Origin of the sequence: Tautonia rosea, from assembly GCF_012958305.1 — a bacterium.
Taxonomy (GTDB): domain Bacteria; phylum Planctomycetota; class Planctomycetia; order Isosphaerales; family Isosphaeraceae; genus Tautonia; species Tautonia rosea.
Map to the genome: position 1 here is coordinate 166,034 of NZ_JABBYO010000008.1, position 24,472 is coordinate 190,505.

The 24,472-nt window shown below is 65.8% G+C and carries 15 protein-coding genes; 7 read left to right on the forward strand and 8 right to left on the reverse strand.

Annotated features, from left to right (window positions below):
* Nucleotides 1-393: 393 nt before the first annotated feature.
* Nucleotides 394-1,341, forward strand: coding sequence for a DNA integrity scanning protein DisA nucleotide-binding domain protein (locus HG800_RS15695; protein ID WP_315852049.1), 948 nt, complete (start codon nt 394-396; stop codon nt 1,339-1,341).
* A 76-nt stretch (nt 1,342-1,417) separates the two neighbouring features.
* Here the strand turns inward: HG800_RS15695 and HG800_RS28255 are convergent, their stop codons facing one another.
* Complete coding sequence (locus tag HG800_RS28255; RefSeq protein WP_169977578.1) at nt 1,418-2,356, reverse strand: helix-turn-helix domain-containing protein; 939 nt, start codon at nt 2,354-2,356, stop codon at nt 1,418-1,420.
* Nucleotides 2,357-2,668: 312 nt separating this feature from the next.
* Between HG800_RS28255 and HG800_RS15705 the strand changes: the two genes are divergently transcribed.
* The 3 genes from HG800_RS15705 (at nt 2,669) to HG800_RS15715 (ending at nt 9,560) form a co-directional block, all read left to right on the forward strand.
* The gene (locus HG800_RS15705; protein WP_169977579.1) at nt 2,669-4,150 is read left to right on the forward strand and encodes an arylsulfatase B; all 1,482 of its coding nucleotides are present in this window, start codon (nt 2,669-2,671) and stop codon (nt 4,148-4,150) included.
* Nucleotides 4,151-4,224: 74 nt separating this feature from the next.
* Nucleotides 4,225-6,585: a sulfatase-like hydrolase/transferase gene (locus HG800_RS15710; protein WP_169977766.1), complete on the forward strand. Its 2,361-nt coding sequence runs from the start codon at nt 4,225-4,227 to the stop codon at nt 6,583-6,585.
* A 203-nt stretch (nt 6,586-6,788) separates the two neighbouring features.
* Nucleotides 6,789-9,560 carry a DUF4175 family protein gene (locus HG800_RS15715; protein WP_169977580.1) on the forward strand — a complete coding sequence of 924 codons (2,772 nt, stop codon included), beginning with the start codon at nt 6,789-6,791 and terminating at the stop codon, nt 9,558-9,560.
* An 18-nt stretch (nt 9,561-9,578) separates the two neighbouring features.
* Here the strand turns inward: HG800_RS15715 and HG800_RS15720 are convergent, their stop codons facing one another.
* Nucleotides 9,579-13,316: a protein kinase domain-containing protein gene (locus HG800_RS15720; RefSeq protein ID WP_182830376.1), complete on the reverse strand. Its 3,738-nt coding sequence runs from the start codon at nt 13,314-13,316 to the stop codon at nt 9,579-9,581.
* A 430-nt stretch (nt 13,317-13,746) separates the two neighbouring features.
* On the opposite strand from HG800_RS15720, the gene HG800_RS15725 reads away from it, so the two are divergent.
* Genes HG800_RS15725 through HG800_RS15735 form a run of 3 tightly spaced genes read left to right on the forward strand, consistent with a single transcriptional unit; the run spans nt 13,747 to nt 15,790 of the window.
* Nucleotides 13,747-14,316, forward strand: a complete 570-nt coding sequence (locus tag HG800_RS15725) for an RNA polymerase sigma factor (RefSeq protein ID WP_169977582.1) — start codon at nt 13,747-13,749, stop codon at nt 14,314-14,316.
* Entirely contained in the window at nt 14,313-14,717 is a 405-nt protein-coding gene (locus HG800_RS15730) for a DUF6768 family protein (protein ID WP_169977583.1), read from the forward strand. Before HG800_RS15725 ends, HG800_RS15730 begins: the two co-directional genes overlap by 4 nt.
* Complete coding sequence (locus HG800_RS15735; protein WP_169977584.1) at nt 14,714-15,790, forward strand: prenyltransferase/squalene oxidase repeat-containing protein; 1,077 nt, start codon at nt 14,714-14,716, stop codon at nt 15,788-15,790. The genes HG800_RS15730 and HG800_RS15735 overlap by 4 nt, the downstream gene beginning before the upstream one ends.
* Before the next feature lie 17 nt (nt 15,791-15,807).
* On the opposite strand, the gene HG800_RS15740 is transcribed toward HG800_RS15735, so the two are convergent.
* The 6 genes from HG800_RS15740 to HG800_RS15765 form a co-directional block, all read right to left on the reverse strand.
* Nucleotides 15,808-17,517 (reverse strand): protein kinase domain-containing protein, encoded by a 1,710-nt coding sequence (locus tag HG800_RS15740; protein WP_169977585.1) that lies wholly within the window; start codon nt 17,515-17,517, stop codon nt 15,808-15,810.
* A gap of 232 nt (nt 17,518-17,749) precedes the next feature.
* Complete coding sequence (locus HG800_RS15745; RefSeq protein WP_169977586.1) at nt 17,750-19,462, reverse strand: glycosyltransferase family 2 protein; 1,713 nt, start codon at nt 19,460-19,462, stop codon at nt 17,750-17,752.
* Nucleotides 19,463-19,732: 270 nt separating this feature from the next.
* On the reverse strand, nt 19,733-20,347 hold the full coding sequence (locus HG800_RS15750; RefSeq protein ID WP_169977587.1) for a Uma2 family endonuclease: 615 nt from the start codon (nt 20,345-20,347) through the stop codon (nt 19,733-19,735).
* A 121-nt stretch (nt 20,348-20,468) separates the two neighbouring features.
* A complete protein-coding gene (gene eno / locus HG800_RS15755) occupies nt 20,469-21,764 on the reverse strand; it encodes a phosphopyruvate hydratase (protein ID WP_169977767.1) in 1,296 nt (431 codons plus the stop codon).
* A gap of 849 nt (nt 21,765-22,613) precedes the next feature.
* Nucleotides 22,614-23,525: a metallophosphoesterase family protein gene (locus HG800_RS15760; RefSeq protein WP_169977588.1), complete on the reverse strand. Its 912-nt coding sequence runs from the start codon at nt 23,523-23,525 to the stop codon at nt 22,614-22,616.
* A 101-nt stretch (nt 23,526-23,626) separates the two neighbouring features.
* Nucleotides 23,627-23,977 carry a DUF2200 domain-containing protein gene (locus HG800_RS15765; RefSeq protein ID WP_169977589.1) on the reverse strand — a complete coding sequence of 117 codons (351 nt, stop codon included), beginning with the start codon at nt 23,975-23,977 and terminating at the stop codon, nt 23,627-23,629.
* Between the last annotated feature and the right edge of the window lie 495 nt (nt 23,978-24,472).

The following is a 24,472-nucleotide window of genomic DNA, read 5'->3' on the forward strand; positions in this document are numbered from 1 at the left end:
CTGTCGCGAGGGTTCCCATGCGAGGCGCTCCGGCCTGATCTCGGGCCGGGGAGCCCGTTCCTGTCTCGCCCCCGGCCCTCCCGTTCCCGTTCTCACATCCCTCGATCTTGAAGAACAAAAAAGGGCGAGGCTCTCCCGAAAACTTCAGCCAGATCCGGCGCTGGAGGGGAGTGATTGGCTTGGCAGGTCTGCCATGCGCTGTTAAGCTGCCGGGCTCGGAGGAACGAGCGAACGGGCGCGAGCAGACGAGCCGACGCCAGGAAAGGCGAGGCCGGTCATCGGTCGGGGAGCGATGCGATCCTCGTCCATCCGTTGAGGCGGTCGGCTCGGCGGGCCGTTGGATCGGTTCCAACAACGGGGTTCGTTGTGACGCTCCGGGGGCGGGGGCCTATCGTGACGCAGCACAGCACATTGAACAAGGCTACGGCGCACTTGCTGGAAATGGCCTGTGAGGCCGTCGATCAGCTCGGCGCCGCCGGCTTGCTTGTGCTGCCCGAGGGGAACCTCGACTGGAAAGCCGTCCGAGACGTCTGCCAGACCACCCGCGTCCTCGTCGCCGTCGTCGAAAAGCACGTCGAAACCGTGGCCGAGGCCGGCTTGATTCCCGTCGAGGTCGAGCCCGTCGACGCCGGGATCGTCGAGCGCATCACCCTCGCCCTGATCGAGTCGGTCGCCAACGACCTGCTCCGCTCCGGCGCCCGCGTTGTCGTCGTCTACGCCGCCTTCGATACCGAGCTCGATTCGATCAGCACGATCCGCCTCGGCGAGCGTCTCGAACGTCTCAGCGCCCGAGACCTCCGCGCCCTCGAAACCAGCGTCCCGTTCGAAACCCTCAAGGCCATCGTCGATATCGCCGTGGCCGTCGGCCGCGAAGGGCGCGAGGGCAAGCCCGTCGGCACCTTGATCGTCGTCGGCGATACCCGAGAAGTCATGGCCCGCTCCCGGACCCTCGGCTTCGACCCCGTGAAGGGCTACCGCCGCAAGGAGCGCAACATCCGCGACGCCCGCGTCCGCGAGGCCATCAAGGAAATCGCCCAGCTCGACGGCGCCATCGTCGTCTCCCGAGACGGCACGGTCGAGGCCGCCTGCCAGATGATTGACGCCCCGACCACCGGCCTGGCCCTTCCCAAGGGGCTCGGCACCCGCCACTGGACCGGCGCGGCCATCACCAAGGTCACCACCGCCGTCGCCGTCGCCGTCAGCGAGTCCACCGGCACGGTCCGCATCTTCCAGAACGGCGAGATCGTCCTCCGCATCGCCCCCATCGGCCGCGCCCGAGCCCTCAAGTGGACCGAGCCCGAAATCGAGCCCCCGCCCCCCCGTACCGAAAAAGGCGGCTAACCCCGTTCCCGTCCCGCCCGTCGCGTCCACCTGTTCAGTCGCCTGTGAGCCGATTGTGCCGGGGACTCCGTCCGTGTCATCTCGTGCGATGGAGCGTCTGGCCGGGTCGCTCGCCGAACTGCCTGAAATAGTCGGCGGCCAGGGCGCCGGGGTGATCGAGTCCCCAGTGCCGGGCGAACTGGCAGACCGATGCCGTGCTCGGATCGGCCGCCTTGAGATCCTGGCGAAGTCGATTGAGCCTCAGTGCCTTCAGATACGCTTTGGGGGTCTGTCCGGTGCATTCCCGGAACGCATAGATGAGCGTTCGCTCGCTGACGCCGACGACCTCGCAAATCTCGAACAGGCTCAGGCGGCGATCGAGATGCGCGAGCATGTACGCCTCGGCCTCACGCACGACCTGGGTCCGCCGCCGAGACCCGAGCGAGGAGGCCTCACGAAGTTGCTCAGGCAACGCACAACCGAGGATCTCGGAAAGCCACCCGACCAAAAACTCCTCGACATCGGCGTGCGGTTGGGGAACCAGGTCGTCCCCCACGGCAAACCGGCTAAGGACGCGTCGAAGTGACCGGTCGAGCGATCGGCTGCGTCGAAGCTCGAGCGAGACCACAGACCTACCCAGCAACGACTCCGCGTCGACGCCGTGGAGCGAGGCGGCGATCCGCTGGACGAACTCCGCGTCCACGACGAGGCCGGTGCTCCGATACGACTCCGAGGTCCGGTGATCGATGAGGTCTCCAGGTTGCCGGATGTTGACGATCCCGGGGCGGAGCGTCCGACCCCGCCAGACCGCGTCGGCATTGCGCTCCTGAACAACATTGAATTCGTAACAACGGACGGGCCGCGCCCCGCGCACCTGCACCGAGCGGTTCCCCTCAACCTCGAAGAGCTGGAATCGCCCGACTTGCGAGAGGACGACGCCACCCTGGAACGCGCCGCGCCCGAGCTGCATCAGGCGCATGTCCCAGCCCGGAAACACGGAAGCCAGTTCGTCGAAGTCAGCGGTCCGTATCGACACAGTCTTCTGTCCTGACCACATCTGGCCGGAGGATTCTCGGCTGGCCGAATCGGGCACCCTCGTCCGTTGCATTGGGGAAAGTGGATTGGGGTTGGTTTTTGCGGTTTCTTGACTCACGACATGCTGGACCCGCAATGATTATCGTACCTTCTCCGGAGCCGTTCTGGCACCAAGGGTTGCGATTCACAAGTGATGCAAGTCCACCGAGAGTTCGCCCGCCGGTCTGCGGACCGAGAAGATCCCAGCGTCGGGCGAGGTAAGTCCATCGATGGAACCACGTTCGTATCCTTGCGCTCTATGGGGGCAATCGCGATGCAGCCGAGTCGAGTCCGACGCTTCGTTCTGGGACTTGCCGCGATCCTCTCGATTGCGACCGATGCCTGGTGCGCGGAGCAGCCCAACATCATCGTCATCATGGCCGACGACCTCGGCAACGCCGACCTCGGCTATCGCGGCAGCGAGATCAAGACGCCGAACCTTGACCGGCTCGCCACCACCGGCGCACGCTGCGAATCGTTCTACGGGATGCCCGTCTGCACTCCGGCCCGCGCCGCCCTCATGACAGGCCGCTATCCGATCCGGCACGGCCTCCAGACGCTGGTGATCTTCCCGAGCCACGGCTACGGCCTCCCGACCGACGAGCGCACCCTACCCGAGGCCCTGAAGGACGCCGGCTACCAGACGTACATGGTGGGCAAGTGGCATCTCGGCCACGCCGACCGGAAGTACTGGCCCCAGAACCGCGGATTCGATCACTTCTACGGCAACCTCGTCGGTGAGGTCGACTACTTCGCGAAAGAACGCGGAGGGCTGGTCGACTGGCAGCGCAACGGCCAGTTCTTCCGGGAGGATGGCTATTTCACCACCCTCATCGGGGCCGAGGCGGTCAAGCTCATCGAGGCGCAGGATCCGAAAACGCCGTTCTTCCTCTATTTCGCCTCGCTGGCCCCCCACTCCCCCTATCAGGCCCCCCAGGAAGACATCGACCGCTATGCATCGATCCAGGATGAGAAGCGGCGGGTGTACGCCGCCATGATCACGGCCCTGGACGATCAGATCGGCCGCATCGTCTCCGCGCTCGACGCGAAGGGCCTCCGCGAGAACACGATCATCGTCTTCGCGAGCGACAACGGGGGTGCGACCAGCTCGCTCTTCGCGACAGGTGCCCGCTCCGCCGAAGACCGCAAGGAGAGCGGCGGCGTCGGGCTAGGTGAGCAGCCTCCGGCGTCCAACGGCCGCTTCCGAGCGGGTAAGGGCTCGCTCTATGAGGGTGGCATCCGGGTCCCGGCCTTCGTGAACTGGCCGGGCATACTCAAGCCCGTCGTCGTTGATGAACCCATCCACATGGTCGACATCATGCCCACGCTGCTGAAGCTGGCGGGAGGCAAGGGGGCCGAGGACCATCCCTTCGACGGCAAGGACGTCTGGCCCACGCTGGCCGCAGGAGCGCCGTCACCGCACGAGGAGATTCTCATCAACGTCGAGGCCTTCCGGGGTGCCATTCGCAAGGGCGACTGGAAGCTCGTCCGCATGGCCACCTTCCCGGGCAAGACCGAGCTGTACAACCTCGCCGATGATCCCGGAGAGCAGAAGAACGTCGCCGACCAGCATCCTGAGATTGTTCGCGAACTGAATGCACGACTGGTCGCCTACGCTCTCGAAATGAAGCCGAGCGAGTGGATCAGGGCACAACCGGCGTTCCTGGGGGCGCAGGGTGCCACGCTCTTCGATCCCGACTTCGACCTCGACGACGGCGGATTGCCTCACGAGAAGCCCCTTCTGCCGGTCAAGTGATTCCACCCTGGCGCACTCAAAGATGGGAGCCCTCCCCCGTGAGCCCTCACTTTTCCCGATCTCGGACGACCTTCATGCCCCTGGTTGCCCTGCTGGCGATCCTTGCCACAACGGAAACTCGGGGACAGCAAACCTCCCCGCCGCTCGCTGCGGATGGCTCCGTCCTGCCCTTCCCTCCGGTCCCCTCGGCCAGCGTGGCAGGGCCAACGATCCAGCAGTCCACGATGACGTGGCGGAAGGAGCCCGAACGGCTCAGGCCCGGCGCGCCGAACGTACTCATCGTGCTGATCGACGACGTGGGCTTCGGTGTCCCCGACACGTTCGGGGGTGAGGTCCACACGCCGACGCTCACGCGGCTCCGCGACTCGGGCATCTCCTACAACGCCTTCCACACCACCTCGATCTGCTCGCCGACCCGTGCCGCGCTCCTGACCGGCCGGAACCACCACCGGGTCGGCAATGGCACCATCGCCGAGCGGGCCTCCGACTTCGACGGCTACACCGGCATCATCCCGAAGACCTCGGCGACCATCGCCGAGACACTGCACCACTACGGCTACAAGTCGGCGGCGTTTGGCAAGTGGCACAACACCCCGGCCAATCAGACCACGGCGATGGGACCGTTCGACCGCTGGCCCACCGGCCACGGATTCGACTCCTTCTACGGCTTCCTCGCCGGCGAGACGTCACAGTGGGAGCCCCGGCTCTACGAGAACCTCAACCCCGTCGAGCCTCCCCACGACGAGCGGTACCACCTGACCGAGGACATGGCCGAGAAGGGGCTCGCCTGGCTCCGGCGACATCAGGCCTTCTCCCCCGACAAGCCCTTCCTCATGTACTGGGCCCCGGGCGCCGCCCACGGGCCGCACCACGTCTTCCCCGAGTGGGCCGATAAATACAAAGGGAAGTTCGACGACGGCTGGGATGCCTACCGCGAGCGCGTCTTCGCCCGGCAAAAGGAGCTGGGCTGGATCCCGGCGGACACGAAGTTGACGCCGCGCGATCCGACCCTGGCCTCCTGGGACAGCATCCCCGAGGCTGAGCGGCCGTTCCAAAGACGGCTCATGGAGGTCTTCGCCGGATTCGTCGAGCACACCGATGCGCAGGTCGGCAAGCTCGTCGATGGGCTGGAGCAGCTGGGACTCCGCGAGAACACCATAATCCTCTACATCTGGGGCGACAACGGCTCCAGCGCCGAGGGTCAGAAGGGAAGCGTCAGCGAGCTGCTCGCCCAGAACAACATCGCCAATACCGTCGAGCAGCAGATGCAGGCAATGGACGCGCTCGGCGGGCTGGCAGCCCTCGGCGGGCCGAAAATGGACAACATGTACCATGCCGGCTGGGCCTGGGCCGGAAGCACCCCGTTCCGCTCCACCAAGCTCGTCGCCGCGCACTTCGGCGGCACGCGCAACCCGATGGTCATCTCCTGGCCGAACGGCATCACGCCAGACCGCACACCCAGGGCGCAATTCCACCACGTAAACGACATCGTGCCGACCTTGTACGAGGTGATCGGCATCACGCCGCCCGTTGAGGTGAACGGGTTCAAGCAAGACCCGATCGACGGCGTGAGCCTGGCCTACACCTTCACCGATGCTCAGGCCCCGGGCCGGAAGCCGACGCAGTACTTCGAGAACAACGCCAGCCGGGGCATCTACCACGACGGCTGGTTCGCCTGCACCTTCGGGCCGTTCGTCCCGTGGGACACGCCCAGCACCGCGGCCCGCCTGAAGGCTTGGAACGCCGACCAGGACGTGTGGGAGCTCTACGACCTGACGAACGACTTCAGCCAGGCCGACGACCTCGCCGCAAAGGAGCCCGAGCGACTGGCTCGGATGAAGGACCTGTTCCTGGCCGAGGCCCAGGCAAACCAGGCCTTCCCCATCGGCGGCGGGCTCTGGACCCGGTTCCATCCCGAGGATGTCATCTCAAGCCCCTACACCTCCTGGCGGTTCGACGCGAACACCAACCGCATGCCCGAGTTCGCCGCACCGGGCCTCGGCAAGCGGAGCAATCACGTCACCCTCGACATCGAGGTCGGACCTGACGCCTCCGGCGTGCTCTACGCCCTCGGCGGCGCAAGCGGTGGGGTGGCCCTCTACATGGACAAGGGGCATCTCGTCTACGAGTACAACATGCTCATCATCGAGCGAACCACCGTCAGGAGCCAGGCGACGCTCGCCCCAGGCAAGCATCGAATCGACGTCGAGGAGACGATCGCCAGGCCCGGCGCCGGGGCGGACGTGGTCCTCAAGGTCGACGGCCAGGAAGTCGCCCGCACGACCGTCACGCGCACCGTGCCGGGGGCGTTCACGGCGAGTGAAACCCTTGACGTGGGCGTCGACCTCGGCTCACCCGTCTCGCTGAATTACGCCGACCGGAAGCCCTTCAGGTTTCAGGGGATGATCGAGCGGATGACGGTCGACCTGAAGTGAGCAGCCGGAGCCATCGAACCATCCCATCCCTTGCTTCGGGTCAACCTTCTGTCGACTCCTCAACACACGGGCCACCTCGGAAACACCCGACGACCGCGTGGCCGGTCCTCGCCGGCCTCGATACACTGGGAAGACTTCGGAAAACCGCTGCCCGAGCGGTCCCGATGTGTCGAGGCCCGAGGTCCGAAGGGGAATCGTGACCGATGACCATCGCCCCCCCCGCCGCCCCATCGAAGCGCCCCCGATCGTCTCGCCTGCCCTTGCCGATTCGCAAGGCGATGCGCGGCGTCGATCGCCGGTTACGATGGGCGGGGATCTTGACGGGCCTTGGCGGGCTCCTCGGCACCTTGGCGGTGATCGTCGCCGGAGCCATCCTCGTCGATGGGCTCTGGCCGATCGCCGATCCCACCCGCTGGGCCGTCTGGATCGCGGGAGTGGGTCTGGCCTCGATCTGGCTCGCCCTGATTGTGCTGCGAGGCGTCCTTCGACACCCTACCCGCCACGCCCTGGCCGCCGTGGCCGAGCGATCGCGCCCCGAGGCCGGTGAACGACTCTCGGCGGCCGTCGCCCTGATCGAGGACGGCGAGCGTGCCCACGGCTCTCCAACCTTGATCGCCGCGCTCGTCGATCGGGCTGCGGACGACGCCCGAGCCATCGCCCCCCGCCTCGCCGTCCCCCTGCGTCGCCCCTGGCAACGCTTCGCCCTGGGCCTGGCGGCCGTCGCCCTGGTCGCGTTGCCGACCGTCCTGGCCCCCGATCCCTTCGCCCTGCTTGCCCGTCGCGTCCTGATGCCCTGGACCGATTTCGGCACGGCCGGACGGCTCGCCATCGTTGTCGAGCCGGGAGACACGACCCTCGCCCGGGGCGATTCCCTGACCATCTCCGCCGTCGTTCACCCCCGATTCGGCCGATCGGTCCCCGATGCCGCTCAGCTCGAATGGACCGACGCCTCGGGAAGCTCGCATTCCCTCACAATGGGCCCCGGCTCCCCTTCCGACACCGACCCGGCCGACGATCACACCTTTACCCTCACCCTTCCTTCGGTGGAGGATGCGATCACCTACCGCATCAGCACCGGACCAGCGCGCAGCCGGGCCTTCCGCGTCTCGGTCGTCGATCCCCCTCGGATCGTTTCGCAACGCTGGACGATCACCCCCCCGACCTACACCGCTTTGCCCTCCTCCACGATCGACGACCCCTCCTCGTCCCTCGTCGTCGCCTGGCAGGACAGCCGCGTTGCAATCACCGTGACCACCGACCTCCCGAGCCATCGCGTCGCCCTCGACTGGCCCCTTGAGGACGGCTCCCTCTCCCCGGTCGCGTTGACTCCCGCCCCCGACGACGAAGGCAGCCGCACCCTCTGGACCGCCGAAGTCCTTGCCACCGGATCGGGCCGCTTCGCGATCACCGCCGGGGATTCTCAAGGGCTGACCGATCGCTCCGTCCCCTCCGGACGCCTGGAGGTCCAGGCCGATGCCCCTCCCGTCGTCGCCCTGGGAGACGGGGACGAGGCCCTCGGACCCGGCGATCGCCTGGTTGTCCCCGTGGCCAGCCAGGACGACCTGGCCGTCGCCGCCGCGGAGCTGCATGTCACAATCGCTCGCCCCGACTCCCCAACCGACGCGCCCGAGCAACGCATCATCCCGCTTTCGCTCAATGGCCTCGGCTCTCCCGCGGCGCGCGGGCTTGCCGACCTGGATCTGGCCCCCCTGGCCTTAAAGGATGGCGACCTCGTCTCGATCCGGGTCCGCGTCCTCGATTCCCTGCCCCCCCCTCGCGGGCCGAACGAGGCCTGGTCGAACCCTCGGCCGGTGGCCATCGTCGCCGACATCGAACGTGTCGACGCCGAACGGCGGGAGGAAGCGCTCCGACCCCTCCGAGAGGCCCTCGACGACCTCGCCCGCCAGGCGGCCAAGGATCGCCTCCGCTCCGGCCCCCTCCGCGCTGCCGCCGAACTCGCCCAGCGCGACCCGAGACGCTGGTCCGATCGCCAGCAAGCCGACCTCGACCGCCTCGCCGAATCTTCCCGGGAGCTGGTCGATCGGCTCCAGGCCCTCGCCGAATCGCTCCGCGACGACTCCATGCTCGGCCCCATCGGCGACGCCATCCGACAGGCCGCCGAGGCCGACGCCGACGCCGCCCGAACCGCCCTCAACGACGCCCAGACTGCCGACACCTCCGATCGCCCCGACGACCTCCGCCGGGCCGAGCAGGAGCTGGCCGACACCTCCGACCGACTCGACGACCTCTCCGATCGGCTCGACGACCTTGCCCAGGCCGCCGCCGTCCGCCCGAAGCTGGCTGACCTCGCCCGCCAGGAATCCGACCTGGCCAACCAGGCCGAGGCCCTCTCCACCCCCCCCGAAGGCCCTGCCGCCGAACCCTCAATCTCCCCCGAGGCCCTCGAACAGCTCCGGCAAGCCCAGGAACAACTGACACAAGCCCTGGCCGATCTGATCGAACGCACTCCGGAACTCGACCAGGCCGCCCAGTCGGCCCGCGCCGAGGCCGACGCCGCGCATCGCGATCTGGAACAGGCCGGCGGCGACCCCTCCCAGGCCTCCGACGCGGCCCAATCGGCCACTCAGGCCATGCGACGCGCCGCCGAACAGCTTCGCCAGGCCTCCGGACCCGCCGACCCGAACGCCCAGGCCGAACAGCTCGCCCGGATGCTCGCCCAATCTTCCGGCTCCGCCCCTCCCTCGGCTCCGACCGATCAGGAACCTTCCGCCCCTCCCTCCGGATCGACCGCCGCCGGCGTCTCCAATCCCGACGCCGATCTCAACCTCCGCTCCGACCGCCTCTGGGGAGCCTTGCCCGGCCACCTCCGCACCGAGATGCTCCGCTCCTCGACCGACCGCTACCACCCCGACTACGCCGCCTTGATCCGCCTCTACTTCCAGGAGATCGCCCGCGCCTCCTCGGCCGCGGCCCCCACACCCGAGCCGCTCCCGCCCCCCTCTCCAGCTCCGTGAGCCGGGCCGACGGTCGCGTCAGGGTTGGGGACGCAGACGCCCCCCCTCCGACGGCTCCCCGTCGGCTCGTACCGCCCACGATTCCGAGCCGCGGACGGGCGCGGTGTTGATCGCGCCCGGGTCACTCGGCATCGCGTCCCGGATCATGATCGTCCCGTCGTCGCTCAGCGACGCGAGGTGCAACCCGTTGGGGCTGAAGGCAACCCGGCGGACCCGGTCGGCGTGGTCCTTGAGGGTCAGCACTTCCAGACCGCTCGACATGTCCCACAGGCGGATCGTCCGATCCGCCCCGGCCGACGCCAACCGGCGCCCGTCAGGGCTGAAGGCGAGGCCGTGAACCGATCCCGAATGCCCAATCATCGTGTCGAGACGCCGACCGTGTTCCACGTCCCAGAAACAGATTTTCGCATCAACCCCGCCCGAGGCCAGGCGTCGGCCATCGGGATGAAACGCCACGCTGTAAACCGCATCGGAATGGGCGAGGAAGGAGTGCAGCTCCGCTCCGGTCGTGACATCCAGCACCTTGACCGCGCCGTCCACCCCCGCCGCGGCAATCAGGCGGCCGTTGGGACTGATTGCAACCCCTTGGATTCCTTCCATCAAGCCGTCATACGAGAACACCAGATCGCGTGACTCCACGTTCCAGAGCCGCAATCGGCCGTCGTCGGAAACCGAGACAATCTGCCGCCCATCCGGTGTAAAGACCAGATCCTTGATTGTGTCCTCATGAGCCGAGGGAATCACCCCCGTGATGAAGCTCGGGTCCGCATCGTAGAAAAGAATCTGAGCTTCGGGGCTGCCCATGGCAAGCCGCTGACCATCGGGACTGAAGGCAAGGGCGTCGATCCTTCGCTCGTAGCGCGAATCAGCACGATCGAGCATCGAGAAAAACACCACCAGGTCGCCCCGATCGACCTGCCATCCCTTCAGGAACCCATTGGCGTACGAGGCTGCCAGCCGCCGGCCGTCGGGCGTGAAGGTCAGGTCAATGGGCCGGTCGATACCCCTCAGCACCTCGACGTTCCGCAGGATCCGGGGCTGGGTCGCGTCGTCCAGGTTCCAGAGCCGAACCGTCCGGTCGAACCCGGACGAGGCCAGCAACCGGCCGTCGGGGCTGAAGTCGAGAGTGGCCACGAGATCGGTGTGGCCCTGGAAGACCTGTACCTGCCGACCCGTGTCGAGCTCCCAGATCGTCACCGACTTATCCATCCCGGCCGAAGCGAGCATCCGACCGTCGGGGCTGATCGCCACGGCAATTTGCATCGGGCCGGATCGCTGGATCAGGCCGCGTTCGCACTGCTCGTCCATGTCCCACAGCCGAATCGATCCGTCCCATCCTGCGGAGGCGACAGTCCGGCCATCGGGGCTGATCGCCACGCCGTGAACCGCCCGGGCGTGCCCAACCAGCCGCGCCCGAGACCGCAACGGCTCGACGTCCCAGAGCTGAACCACGCCCTCCACACCACTCGTCACCAGCGTCCGACTGTCGGGACTGAACACCAGACTCTGCAGCGAACTCCGATGCGCGCCGTCGATCGTCGACACGAGCCGCCCCGTCTCCAGTTCCCAGAGCATCAGGCGATGCGTCGAGATCGCCCCGGCCAGCCATCGGCCGTCGGGGCTGATCGCCAGGTTCTTGACCGAACCATCCACCCCCTCGTACGAGGTCCGCAAGCGACCGGTCTGCACCTCGAACGCCGCCGGTTGCAAGGTCTCCGGGTTCTGCGCAACGACGATCCGGCTGTCGGGACTGAACGCCACGCCGAACACCCCAGCCTCATTCGGTCCCAGGATGGTCGGATTGGTCGAACCCGGAAGCTCCCGCCGAACCTTTCCGGTCCGAACGTCTCGCAACACGACCCTGCCGCCCCACTGAATCGAGGCGAGCGTCCGACCGTCGGGGCTGAAGTGAACCGACTGAACTTCTCGGGTGTGATCATTGAATACCAGTCGATCGGGACCGGACAGCCGACGCAGGTAATCCCATTCCCAGCCAATCAGATCCTGATCCTCTTCGCTCGGCTCGGCCTGGTCGAGCAAGACGTGGAATTGCCCCATGTCATTGGCGTTCCAGGCCGACAGCGCCCCGTTGACCCGAGACGCGTACAGGTTCCGTCGCAGCGAGTCCTGGGTGGCAAACAGTTCTCGGTTGGCCCGATCGGCTTCAACACGGGCGCGCAGGGCCCTCGCCGCCGCGTCATTGGCCGCCTCGGCCAGGGCAATGGCATCGCGGGCCGAGCGCTCCAGACGAACAGCCAGGATCGAAGCCCCCACCGCAATCGTCAGCAAGAGCCCGAAGATCGCCCCGGTCATCATCGCCACGTCCGGCTTGCGGCGGCACCAGCGCACCAGACGCTCGGGCAGGCCGATCGGCCGCGCTGCGATCGGCCGGTCTTCCAAAAACCGGCCCAGATCCTCGGCCAGGGCCGAGGCCGTCTGATACCTCGCCTCGGGGTCCTTGTCCGTCGCCTTGTTGATGATCGTTTCCAGGTCGCGCGGAATGCTCGGATCGATCTGCCGGAGGGGCGTCGGCTCCTTCGTCCGAATCTGCTCGATCAGAAGAAGCCGATCCGACGCGACGAAGGCCGGGCGCAGCGCCAGCATCTCGTACAACGTCAGGCCCAGCGCATACAGATCGGCCCGCGCGTCGGCTCGGTTCCGAAAACACTCGGGAGCCAGGTAGCGGAGCGTCCCCAGCAGGTCTCCCGTGCGGGTCAACGGGCGATCCTGCTCCACCTGCGCCAGCCCGAAGTCGGTGACCCAGATCACCCCGTCGTCATCGAGCAACAGGTTGCTCGGCTTGATGTCGCGGTGGATGATCCCCCGACCGTGCGCATACGCCAGCGCCTGCGAGACCTGCCGGCCGAGCCGCGCGACACTCCGAAAATACGGCAATCGCCGGTTCGACCGCGACGGGACCGCCGATTCGATTCGATCGGTCCTCGCCCCCGGATCCGACGGGTCGCCGATCCTCCGGTATCCTCCCCCGTCGTCAGCCGGCTCGATCAACGTGGCGTCGGTGCTCGGAATGGCGATCAGGCTCGTGCCGGCGTCGAACGCCTGAAGCGCGAACTGCCCGGTCCAGAGCGACTGCGCCGCCAGGCTCAGGCTACTCTCGTCCTGGTCCGAGGTCAGGGCCTGGGCCTTCAGGGCCCGAGCCTCGGCGGGAGACAAGGTTTTGGCCGTCTGCTGCTCACGATGCTTGCGTAGTTCCTCAATGACCCGGTCCAGCCCCCGTCCCTGGATGAACTGCATGGCGTAGTAGGCCATCTCGTCTTCCTGGCCGACCTCGAACACCGGCACGATGTTCGTGTGGTGCAAGCGGGCCGCCGCCCTCGCCTCGCGCCGGAACCGTTCGAGCATGCCGGCATCGAACACAATGTGGCTCGGCAAGATCTTCAACGCCACCCGTCGGCCGAGCGAGATCTGCTCGGCCTCGTAGACGACCCCCATCCCTCCCCGGCCAATCTCCCGCAAGAGGTGGTAATCCCCCACCTGCCAGAACCGGGGCTCGACCGAAGATCGGGCGGCCGCCTCAGAGGACTGCGATGAAGGGGCATCGCCGTTCCTCTCGTCCCGAGGAAACATCTGCTCCAGGTCGATCAGGGTCTGAAGGATCGCAGGCAAATCGTCAGCCAGCTCGGGATAGGCCTGGATCAGCTCCTCAGGTTCGGGTCGTTCCCCGTTCCGGAAGCGCATCATGATCTCGTCGGCCAGCAACTCGACCGGGTCGCGATCTGCGATTGGCTCGCTCATCGACCCCTCCAGGCCTTTGTGCGTTCTGCCGATACCCATTGCCCCCAGGCCGTTGGGCCGAGGGCCGTTCATCCACACAAATCGGTCTCGTCCGGCCGTGGCAAAGCGAGCGAGTCAGGCTGCCTGGATTCATCCTCACCAGAATTCAAGCGACCGAAACGTGTTGCTCCCACCATGAGGAGCCTCGCAAACCCTGGCCACTCCGAAACGCCTTCCTTCACGGATCGTCCCCATGGTAGACCAAGAGCCCGAACGATCCAAGCCCCCCAGATGCGATTGGACGTGCATCCATCGCCCCAGACCCCTCGATCACGCAGCCGATTTGCAATCGAGCCTTCGATTTCCTTGGGTTTTTCGTGAACCGATTCCTCGTTCGGCCGACTCTCCTTCGTGACAGACGAGTTCATCTCTTTTAGAGGGGAACAGACCGGTGGGCCGATCACCCGACGAGGTTCTTGACGACTGGCTCGTGCTGGCCGCTCAAGGTGGCGAGGTCGATGCCTTCGAGGCCCTGGCCCGCCGCTGGCATCGTCGCCTGATCGCCCATGCCTACCGACGCACGGCCCACCTCGAAGGGGCCGCCGAGGCCGCCCAGGAGGCCTGGCTGGCGATCATCCGAGGCTTGCCGAGACTGAACGATCCGTCCCGATTCCCAGGTTGGGCCTACCGGATCGTCGATCACAAGGCCGTCGACTGGCTCCGCCGTCGCCGACGTCAGCGATCGCTCGACGACCGGCTCCAGGCCCATCCCGAGGTCATCGACCCTAATCCCCAGACCCGAACTCCCGAGGCCGAAGAGCCGCCCGACGCCGTCGATCAGCTTCGGCACGCCCTGAACGACCTGCCCAGCGACCAGCGGCTCTTGCTGGCCCTCTCCTACACCGATGGCCGTTCCGTCCGAGACATCGCGGAGTTGCTCCGCATTCCCGAAGGCACGGTCAAGTCTCGACTCTTCCACGCCCGCCAACATCTCAAACGGCTTATGGAGCAATCGCCATGAAGACTCAGGACCACGAACTCGATACACTGATCCGAAAAGCCCTCTCCGCCGAGGAACGCGCCGTGTTCGATCGCCTCGGCGAACCGTCGCTCCCGGAACTGATGACCGAGAGCTTCCGGGGGCGTCGCCGCTGGCTGAACGTCTACGTCTCGGTCGTGACCTTCGCCTTCTTCGGCCTGGCCGTCGTCTCGGCGGTCAAGATCTTCCAGACCGACGAAGTCGTCGAGATCCTCCGCTGGGGCCTCGGCTTCGGCCTCGGCCTGGCGGTCTCGCTGGCCTTGAAGGTCTGGTTCTGGCTCGACATGCAACGGCATTCCCTCTCCCGGGAGATCAAGCGCATCGAGCTTGCCGTCGCCCATCTTGCCAGTGAAATGAATTCCCACCAGGGCCCCCCGTCATGACCCGATTCCCTGCCGCGGTCGCTCCTCTCGGGCTGATCCTGCTCCTCATCGCTCCCTCGGTAAACACCTTCCCCCAGGATCTGCCCGAGGCCCCTCGCACCTCCTTCTCAAACGCCGAGACCGACCGCGCCGCCCGACGCGCGCTCGATTACCTGGCCGGTGCCCAGCAGGCCGACGGCTCCTGGGAATCCGGAGGCTTCGGCAAGGCAACCTCGGTCACGTCGCTGGCCGTCATGGCCTTCCTCGCCTGCGGGCACGTGCCAGGAAACGACGGCCCCTACCGCGACGCCATCGAGCGCGGCATCGCCTACGTCCTCGACCATCAGCGGCCCGACGGCATGCTCGTCTCGAACACCAGCCACGGCCCGCTCTACTGCCACGGCATCAGCACCTTGATGCTCGCCGAGGTCGTCGGCATGACCACCGACCCCGATCTCGCCAACCGCGCCCGCAACGCCCTGGCGAAGGCCGTCGAGCTGATCGTCCGCGCCCAACGCGTGCCCAAGTCGCCCGACCACGCCGGCGGCTGGCGCTACCAGCCCGGCAGCTACGACAGCGACCTGTCCGTCTCCGGCTGGCAGGTCGTCGCGCTCCGAGCCTCCCGAGACGCCGGCTGCACCGTCCCGTCCGAGGCCATCGACGACGCCCTCGACTACGTCCGGCGCTGTGTCGAGCCCCGCTCCGGAGGCTTCAGCTACCAGGCCGGTCGCGGCGGCCCGAACAACCCACGCACCGGCACCGGCATCCTCTCACTCGAACTCTGCGGCGAGCACGCCTCGCCCGAGGCCCTCGCCGGTGGCAATTACCTCATGAGCCACCCCCCCAGTTGGGGCTCCGACTACTTCTTCTACGAAGCCTACTACTGCTCCCAGGCCCTCTTTCAACTCGGCGACGACTACTTCCTCCCCTACTACCGCCAGCTCGTCCCGATCCTCCTCGACCGCCAGGACCCCGACGGCTCCTGGTTCGCCTCCTCCGGCAACGACCGCACCGGGGGCCGCAACTACTGCACGGCGATGGGAGTGCTCGCCCTGGCCGTCGAATATCGCTATTTGCCGATTTATCAGCGCTGATCGGCCCTTCGTCCGTCTCAGCGCACAATCTCGCATCCTGGCAAACCCGCCCGGAGCCGATCAACCCCCTCGGCCGTCAGGCCCGTGTCTTTCAGTTCGATCCGCGTCAGCCCCTGAAAGTTCAGCAGGTCGTCGATCGAGGCGTCGGTCAGCATCGTCTGGTTGAGGATGAGCCGCCGAAGCTTCGGCAGTCCTTGCAAGGGCGACAAACCGCCGTCGGTGATCTGAGTCCCCGAGAGGATCAGGTGCTCCAGGTTCGGCAGTTTGGCCAACGCCGGCACCCCGGCGTTGGTCAGCTGGGTCCGTCGCAGGTCCAGGTATCTCAGCTCCTTCAGGCGGCCCAGTTGCATGATCCCTCGATCCGTCAAATCGCTCCAGCAAACCCAGAGCATCTGCAAGTTGGAACACCGGGAGATGAGCATCAGATCTTCATCGCTCAGGTCCGCCTCGCCCAGGTGCAGATAGGTCAGGCTCGGCAAGGCGCAGAGGGTCGCCATCTCCGATCCGCTGATCGGCTTGATCCCAATCAGTTCCACGGTCCGAAGCGGGGCCGTGGCCGACGGATCCGGCAACTGGTCGAGCCGGGTGATCGTCGCCGGGTGCGTGTTGAAATCGACCGCCCCTCCCCGCGACAGCACCCACTCGGCCACCTCCCGATCGAGCGGCAAGGCCACTCGCGCAAGCTGCTCCGGCGGCGCCGGCCCAGCCCCCGCCCCCCGCCACGACCACACCCACAACCCCAGGGCCAGCACCAGCACCGCCGCAATCAGCATGAGCACCGCCGGGACCACCCATCGGTTCCGCCCGGCTCGGCGATTACGCCGCCTCGGACCCGATCGACACGGTCGAAGCTCCTCGGCCAGCTCCCAGGCCGATGCGAACCGATCGGCTGGATGCTTGGCCATCGCCTTCATGCAGATCCGTTCCAGGCACGGCGAGAGGCCCGGCACTAGCCGACCTGGCGGCGGCGGTTCATCATGAATCAACTGCTCACGGTACTCGGCGCTCGATCGCCCCGGAAACGGCCGACGACCTGTCAGCATCTCATATAAAATCACCCCGAACGAAAACACGTCCGTCCGCCGATCCACCAGCCGAGACTTGCCACTGACCTGCTCCGGACTCATGTACTGCAACGACCCTTCCACGCAGTCCTGGTCGCTTCGGTCGGTCGTGCGCAGCGCCAGGCCAAAGTCGGCCACATAGGCGTTGTTTCTCACGTCGAGCAAAATGTTCGATGGCTTCAGATCGCGGTGGATGAACCCCTTCTCATGCGCATGGGCCAGCGCCTCGGCCACCTGCCCGCAAATCGCCACCACCTCCTCCATCGGCAGCCGTCGCAGGGCAAGCTGGCTCGAAAGACTCCCCCCGTCCACGTACTTCGAAACAATAAAAACGGTCTTTTGATCCAAATATCCACAGTCGTATACTGGAACAATGTTCGGGTGGTCAAGCTGCGCGACCTTACGCCCCTCTTCCATCAACGAGTCGATGCTCAGGTCCGAGGTCCGCCGCGCGATCTTGATCGCCACCTGACGCTGCAATTCCCGATCATACGCCAGCATCACAACCCCAAAGCCCCCCCTGCCCAGCTCCCGTTCCAGGCAGTACCGGCCCGCGATCACCCGGTCGATCTCCACCGGAACAGTCGGATCGGGGGTCGAGTCGGGCTGAAGCCGGATCGTCTCGTCGCCTCGGACGGCATTCCTCACATCAATCGTTGACATCGGCATCGTCTCGCCGACGTCGGTCCCGGGCGCCGTCGACTGGGCCGGGTTGGGAAATCGCGGAGGAGCAGGAGGCGGACCTTTGCGGCGGCCAGCGGCAGACGAATCGCCTTCTGTTGGCTCAACGTGCGGGTTCGGGGTGTTGCTCGACATGAGACCATCACTCCCATCATCGCCAACCGATACCCGGAGGTCACATCAACCCCCACGGCAAGACCGCAGACCCGATCCCTCAGACCACCCCCCTCGGCAGTTCGAGGGCTGCGACTCGTTCCTCACCTTTCCAATGACCGATCCGATGTTCACAACGCAAATCCCAGTCGATCAACACCGTTCCGCCCCGTCGCGCCACATCCAGCCACAGGTTGCAATCATAACCGACCGCCTCGCCCCCCGACCGTGCGGGACCGGCACGAAACACCTCGCGACGTACCAACGCACAGCCCAGCCCCGTCCCGCCGATCGACTCCAGGCCCGTCCCCCCCTCCAGGTGGACCAGATCCCCCGTCTCCAGGTTCGTGTATCGCCAGGCCACGCTGCACCCCGGAACCACCCGAGAGCGGTAGTTCGCCGTCACGCCATCAACCATCGGACCCATCCGGTCGAGCAACCGATCGAGCGCATCGGGCGGCGGAATCACATCATCTTCCAGACACCACACCAGATCCGTCCGGGCCAGTTGCCCGATCCGGTTCCAGATCGCTCCCACCCGGTGATTCACGGCCCGGCCATGCCGCCGACGCCCCTGCTCCCCCTCGTCCAGCGGAGCATCGGCCAGCTCCGAGGCCGACAGACCCGCCACCGCCGGCCTCGGGTCGCGGTGATACGAGTGCCCGGCATACCCGTCCTGCTCCAGCAACCACCGACGCAACCGCTTCCCCACCGCCTCTGATCCCGAATTATCATAAAAAAGCAAATGCAACTGTGATGCGGGATACGACTGCCGCGCCACGGCGTCGAGCATGGCGTCGATCAAATGCTCCCGGCCCGACCAGGGAATCGCCAGCGTCACCAGATTGGTCGGGTCGATCGTCCGTCGCCACTCGCTTTGGTGGTTGGCGCGGGCCTTCGAGTGGCATACCCCGTCGTCGTGGCGATAGTAGAAATAATCCACCGGCGCGGGAATCATCCGCCAACCGTGGTCGCGGAACCGCCGCCAAAGCGCCCAGTCATCGTGAGGAATCGTGCCGTCCGGGTCAGCAGCGAAGACCGGCCAGCCGCCGACCTGCAACAGCGCATCGGTCCGGATCAGGGCCGGCACCCCCGCCAGGTTCGATCGGCCGAGCAGGTCCGGATGGTACGGCACGCTCCACGTCCCTTGCTGCGTCCCGCAAAACCGCAGCCGAGGATAGGCTGCCGCCGCCCGGCAGTCGGTCGCGATCGTCGCCAGCAAAACCTCCAGGTAATCCGGCGGAATCATATCGTCGTCGTCGAGGAAGCACAGGTACGGTAGATCGGCCATCGCCTGCATCCCGACATTCCGCGCCGGGTTTCCGCTCAAGCCCGACCCGACCTCTGCCCGAAGGTACTCCACCCCCGGATACCGGCTCACCACCTCCTCGGCCGAGTCCTCCCCATTGTCCACCACCAGGATACGTTCCGGCCGATGCGTCTGCATCATCAGCGAACCGAGCATGTGCGGCAGCCAGTTCGGCCGGTTCCGGGTCGGGATCACCACCCCCACCCGGTGCGGCAAGGTTGGCCTCGCATACCAACGGGCCCCCGCAGCCTCCTGCCCTTCCTGCTCCGTACCAACCCGCTGCGCTGCCCGCAACGACGTTCCGCCCACCATCGCCTCGCCATACTCGACGTCCCGCGTCGCCTCGCCATACTCGACCTCTTGCATCGTGTCGCCATACGCAAACGCCGAGGCTGCGTTGTCGGCACGGGTCACATCGAGCGTCGCGTCACCATCGGACACTCGCGGATTCGCACGCTTCGCCATTGATGCATCCACGCTCCAGGCCAGGCAGCACCTCGGCCCGGCGACAATTCACAGAAGGAACCTACACGACAAAATCTCACACGATTGATTCTACGCGTTCAACATCGCTCTTTTTCAAACAAAATCGCCAGGCCTCTTCATTTTCTCTCGGGGCATCGGTCTGTCGATGGAGACCGATCCTCCGACTCGGTTCCTCAACGTCGCTCCTGAATAGGCATTCGATCGCCATCTCATCCCATTGGAAACCAATTCTGCCCAGCGTTCAGGATCTCAGACCCGCCACGATTCTCCCCCCTCTCGCCTGGTGACCTCGATCATCGGCCTCGGCTCGGCAACGATCAGGCGGAACGCCAAGGGCACCACCTCGCTCCGAATCGGCTCGGGATCCCCCGGACGGCTCATCCCCACCTTCCCCAGCGTCCCCTCGACCCACCGATACAGTTCCAGCACCCACGGATCGCGGTCCACAATCAACACTTCCCGCGTGTTCACCTTCGCATAAAACGCCAGCTTCTCCCGCGCCCGGTCCCCCTGGCTCGCCACCTCCACCGCCAAATCCGGCCCCCCAAGCCAGTGCGTCTCCCGGTTGATCGCCGATGTCCCGTTCAGGAAGACGGCCACATCGGGGCAGCGATAATTCTGCGTCCAGTCCTCCTGCCGATCGCTCACGTTCACCCCGGCGAACACCAATCCCTGTGCTCCAAAATTCAAACTCACCTGAAGAATCGCTGAAAGCCGTGTGGCGATCAGTTGGTGTTCGTTGTTCGCAAGCGGCGACATCACATAGACCCCATCCCAGACCTCATCGAACCGATCCCCCCCCGAAGCCCGCCGCTGCTCCAGGATCTGGTCTTCAACGTAAGAATCGAGCACGAGCGTCGCCATCACCCAGGCTCCTTGGTGGTTCCGACCGGGACCGCAAACGACTGACGGAGGCGAACGACCCCTTCGCCTCGGGCCGTCGCCTCCGTCGCATTCTAACCGATCAGGCTCATCGAGCGGGCGGTCAGGCCCCTCGTCGGGTCAAGGGGGTCGGGTCGAAGACGGCCGACTCTCCCAGTTGTTCCTCGATCCGGAGCAACTGGTTGTACTTGGCGATCCGGTCCGATCGGCTGGCCGAGCCGGTCTTGATCTGGCCGCAGTTCGTTGCCACGGCAATGTCGGCAATCGTCGCGTCTTCCGTCTCGCCCGATCGGTGCGACATCACCGCCGTGTAACCGGCCCGGGTCGCCATGTCCACCGCTTCGAGCGTCTCGGTCAGGGTGCCGATCTGGTTCACCTTGATCAAAATGCTGTTGCAGCAGTGCTTGGCGATCCCCTCGCTCAGCCGCTTCGTGTTCGTGACGAAGAAATCATCACCCACAATCTGAATCCGATTGCCAAGCGCCGCCGTCAGCTTGGCGTAGCCGTCCCAGTCGTTCTGGTCGAGTGCGTCCTCGATCGAGACGATCGGGTATTTGTCGCACCAGCCGGTGAACAGCTCGATCATCTGCTCGGCTGAGAACAGCTTGTCCGGGGCCGACTTCCAGAACTTGTATCCCTTGCGCCCCCCTTCCTCGAACAGTTCCGAGCAGGCCGGGTCGAGCGCGATGGCGATGTCCTTGTCGCGGCCGGGGGTGTAACCGGCCTTGCTCACAGCGTCGAGGATGAACGGAATCGCCTCCTCGTTGCTGATATCCGGCGCAAATCCGCCCTCATCCCCCACCGCCGTGTTGTGACCGGCCTTCTTCAGGACCGACTTCAGGCTGTGGAAGACCTCGGCGATCATCCGAAGACCCTCGGCGTAGCTCTTCGCGCCGACGGGCATGATCATGAATTCCTGAAAATCAATCTTGTTGTCCGCGTGCTTGCCGCCGTTGATCACGTTGGCCATCGGCACCGGCAAGACCCGAGCATTCGCGCCGCCGATGTAGCGATAGAGCGGCAACCCCTTGCTCGCCGCCGCCGCCTTCGCCGCGGCCAGCGAGACGCCCAGAATCGCATTCGCGCCGAAGGTCCCCTTGTTCTCGGTCCCGTCGGCCGCAATCATCGCCCGGTCGAGCCCGACCTGATCGGCCGCGTCCCGCCCGACCACCACCTTCGAAAGCTGCGTATTGACGTTCTCGACCGCCTTGCGGACCCCCTTGCCCACATAGCGCCCCTTGTCGCCGTCTCGCAGTTCGACCGCCTCGAACTCGCCCGTGCTCGCCCCCGAGGGCACGGCCGCGCGGCCCAGCGTGCCGTCGGCCAATATCACGTCCACCTCGACGGTCGGGTTGCCTCGCGAGTCGAGAATCTCTCGCCCCTTGATCGCCACGATCATGGCCGGCTCGGTGCCGCTCGGCGCGTTCTGCCCTCGGATGCCGGGAATCGCGTTGTGGGTATGGGTACTCATCGGGTGCTTGCTCGTTGAAGAAATCTGGAGAAAAAAAGTCTTGAGAGAAACAGACGACGGACCTTCTCGGAGCGACGGACCGTCGTTGGAAAACACCGTTTCGATTCGGAACCGGGCGTCCGGTCCTCGGGTTCCGAAGACCATATTCGACTGGGGTTTGCAACGGTCGGAAGATCACGTCATCCCCTGCCACCCCGGCCGCTCCGCGATGCCAAACGATTGCTCCTTCCGCATCGGTCGCGACGAAGAAAGCCTCGGCACAGGGTTGCCATGAACAATCCACCGGGGACCCGCGGGGGGGGAGCCATCGAAACTGATGGGCGAGATCAAGTCTCGGCGCTCAGCATCCCCCCGCGATCCCGACGGTGTTCCAGCAACTCAATGCGCGAAGCGACCCCCTCCCCCCGCATGATGTTCGTTGGGCGGGCCAATGGGAGTGGTCCCCAGACCGAGAGTCGGGGGCCGCCGCGCGGTGGAGCATCCCAGGTGTCAGTTCTTGGGGGCGTTCGCAACCGATTGCGAACGCACACGGGCCGAGACCCGAATGCAGATCACGGCCCGCATGCGGTCGCCTGCGGGCTGCATATTGTGTCACGACTGCTCCGGATTGACCAGACAATCGCGACCACCTTCCCCAAGACTTTCCCGGCGGGCGGGCTTTTATGCCGCCTCGTCGCGACGTCAACCATCGCCGCCGGGCTCTAGAGTTATCGGCGCGGCACCCCGCCGTCTTGACCCTCTCGAAAATTCAACAACGCGATCCCGCTCCCTCGCCCCTCACGCCCACTCCAGGGCCACCCGCTGACCGTGCTGCGGGTGGTTCGGGTCGATCGCCCGCAACTCCAGCGTCATCCCTCCGGCCCTCAGGTGCGCATCAACCCAACCGTTCGGCAACCCGTCCTCGAACAGATACGCCACCGGCGGCAGGTTGATGAGGTACAGCCCGTCCCTCCGCCCGATCGACCACCGATGCGTATGCCCGTACACATACGCCTTGACCTGCGGCCTCGCCGCGATCAGCTCAAAAAAGGCCGCCGTATCCTGAATGCCCGACCACCGTGTTCCTTCCTCCGGCGGCGTAAACTGCGGGTTATGGTGCGCAAAGAGGATCGCCGGTTTCTCGCTCCGCCGATCCAGTTCCTCGGCCAACCACGCCAGCTGCTCCTGCCCCAGCTCCCCCGTCACCACGTCCACCTCGGTCAGCGTGTCGAGCAAGAACAGATTGGCGTGCTGCGATTCGATGATGCTCACATGCTTCGACTCGACCACCACCGTGTCCGGGCGCTGCATGACCAGGGCATCGTACAGGGGGCCTCGATCATCGTGGTTCCCCATCGTCATGTGCAGGTCCAGCCCACCTCCGGCCATCGGCTCGACGCACCGGGCCAGATTCGCGTAATCCTCGGGCAACCCCTTCAGGTAAGCGCAATCGCCGTTGAGGATCACCCCCGCCGGTTTCCGCTCCAGCGCGAGCAACTGGCCCACCACCCGCTGCAGGTTACGGGTCATGTTCACCCCTCGGGCCTCGATCTCCGGCCGACTCGGGATGTGCGTATCCGACAGCAACGCAAACCGATTCGCGTCCCACTCCGCCCCAATGGCCCCTCTCCCCACCGCCAATCCGGCCACCGCCGCCGCGCTGCCCGCCAGAAACCCTCTGCGGGACAACGCTTGCACATGAATCGGCATCGTTTGCTCCTCCTCGAATCGTCACCTGTCGGTTCACTCATTCGGAGCCTCCCCCCCTTTCGCAACGCGCCGCGCCCTCCTCGCTCCGCTCACCGCAATCCTCACGCGCGAAGGATCTTCTCCATCGCCTTTCCCTTGGCCAGCTCATCCACGAGCTTATCCAGTTGGCGAATCGCCTGCATCAACGGATCCTCCACCTCTTCAACGCGGACGCCGCAGATCACCCCTTTGATGAGCGCACGATTGGGATTCATCGCCGGCGCCTGAGCAAAGAACGTTTCGAAATCCGTCTTCTGTTCAAGCTGTTGGAGGAGCCCCGCCTCGTCATAGCCGGTCAGCCAGCAGATGATCTGGTCGACCTCCTCCTTCGTGCGTCCCTTGCGCATGGCCTTCTCAACATACCGGGGATACACCCCCGCAAACGGCATCGCAAAGATTCGATGTGCTGACATCTGTAATCTCCTTTGCATTCATTCCATGACGAACATCAGCGTTCCGGGCCCTTCTCCCTCGAATTGGGAATGGTCCCTGATCCGTTCCTGCCAATCAATGCTCCATCGAGAAGTTTCCACCGCGTAAGGCATGAGAGGATGACATTTGGGCTTGAACTTCCTTCGAGGTCGATTCCTCATGACCGACGCCCCCCTCTCCTGAAGACGATTCATACTCGCATGTGAACGCGTGATCCAACTTGCTCCACGCGCTATCCTGGCCACTCGGCGGACTCCCTTGCAGGAAAAATTCAGCCGTCCGCGTCTCCTGGTCCCGTCCTGACAGGCTGGTCCCGGCGAGCCGGGTCTGGATTCGACTCGGAGACGGGGTTAGCATACCGAACAGGATGGCGTTCAGCCGCCTTCACGGGACGTGAGTGTCGTTCACCAGACGGTGACCACCGATCGGCGTCTCGGCCAGGATGGCCAACCCCAACGAACCGCCTGCCCAGGCCC

Bases quoted from the DNA above. Each gene is read 5' to 3' on its own strand.
- HG800_RS15705 (WP_169977579.1), top strand. From the start codon at position 2,669: ATGCAGCCGAGTCGAGTCCGACGCTTCGTTCTGGGACTTGCCGCGATC.
- HG800_RS15710 (WP_169977766.1), top strand. From the start codon at position 4,225: ATGCCCCTGGTTGCCCTGCTGGCGATCCTTGCCACAACGGAAACTCGG.
- HG800_RS15715 (WP_169977580.1), top strand. From the start codon at position 6,789: ATGACCATCGCCCCCCCCGCCGCCCCATCGAAGCGCCCCCGATCGTCT.
- HG800_RS15720 (WP_182830376.1), bottom strand. From the start codon at position 13,316: ATGAGCGAGCCAATCGCAGATCGCGACCCGGTCGAGTTGCTGGCCGAC.
- HG800_RS15730 (WP_169977583.1), top strand. From the start codon at position 14,313: ATGAAGACTCAGGACCACGAACTCGATACACTGATCCGAAAAGCCCTC.
- HG800_RS15735 (WP_169977584.1), top strand. From the start codon at position 14,714: ATGACCCGATTCCCTGCCGCGGTCGCTCCTCTCGGGCTGATCCTGCTC.
- HG800_RS15740 (WP_169977585.1), bottom strand. From the start codon at position 17,517: ATGTCAACGATTGATGTGAGGAATGCCGTCCGAGGCGACGAGACGATC.
- HG800_RS15745 (WP_169977586.1), bottom strand. From the start codon at position 19,462: ATGGCGAAGCGTGCGAATCCGCGAGTGTCCGATGGTGACGCGACGCTC.
- HG800_RS15750 (WP_169977587.1), bottom strand. From the start codon at position 20,347: ATGGCGACGCTCGTGCTCGATTCTTACGTTGAAGACCAGATCCTGGAG.
- eno (WP_169977767.1), bottom strand. From the start codon at position 21,764: ATGATCGTGGCGATCAAGGGGCGAGAGATTCTCGACTCGCGAGGCAAC.
- HG800_RS15760 (WP_169977588.1), bottom strand. From the start codon at position 23,525: ATGCCGATTCATGTGCAAGCGTTGTCCCGCAGAGGGTTTCTGGCGGGC.
- HG800_RS15765 (WP_169977589.1), bottom strand. From the start codon at position 23,977: ATGTCAGCACATCGAATCTTTGCGATGCCGTTTGCGGGGGTGTATCCC.